The 763-nt window shown below is 56.0% G+C and carries 1 rRNA gene; it reads left to right on the forward strand.

What is annotated here, in order from left to right:
• Window positions 1-763: ribosomal RNA gene (locus ACLJPD_RS33130) — 23S ribosomal RNA — on the forward strand; the annotation flags it as partial.

A 763-nucleotide genomic window follows, 5' to 3' on the forward strand; every position in this document is an offset into this window, starting at 1 on the left:
CTTGGACGCTAGTTCGGGTGGAGTCGTCGTTGAAATACCACTCTGATCGTATTGGACTTCTAACCTCGGACCATGATCTGGTTCAGGGACAGTGCCTGGTGGGTAGTTTAACTGGGGCGGTTGCCTCCTAAAATGTAACGGAGGCGCCCAAAGGTTCCCTCAGCCTGGTTGGCAATCAGGTGTTGAGTGCAAGTGCACAAGGGAGCTTGACTGTGAGACTGACAGGTCGAGCAGGGACGAAAGTCGGGACTAGTGATCCGGCACCGGCAAGTGGAAGCGGTGTCGCTCAACGGATAAAAGGTACCCCGGGGATAACAGGCTGATCTTCCCCAAGAGTCCATATCGACGGGATGGTTTGGCACCTCGATGTCGGCTCGTCGCATCCTGGGGCTGGAGTAGGTCCCAAGGGTTGGGCTGTTCGCCCATTAAAGCGGCACGCGAGCTGGGTTTAGAACGTCGTGAGACAGTTCGGTCTCTATCCGCCGCGCGCGTAAGAAACTTGAGGAAGGCTGTCCCTAGTACGAGAGGACCGGGACGGACGAACCTCTGGTGTGCCAGTTGTTCCGCCAGGAGCACTGCTGGTTGGCTACGTTCGGAAGGGATAACCGCTGAAAGCATCTAAGCGGGAAGCCTGTTCCAAGATGAGGTTTCTCTCCCACTTGATGGGTTAAGGCCCCCTACAGACCATGGGGTTGATAGGCCAGAATTGGAAGCCAGGTAACTGGTGTAGGTGACTGGTACTAATAGGCCGAGGGCTTACTAC

Source organism: Nocardia sp. A7 (assembly GCF_046549215.1).
Taxonomy (GTDB): Bacteria; Actinomycetota; Actinomycetes; order Mycobacteriales; family Mycobacteriaceae; genus Nocardia.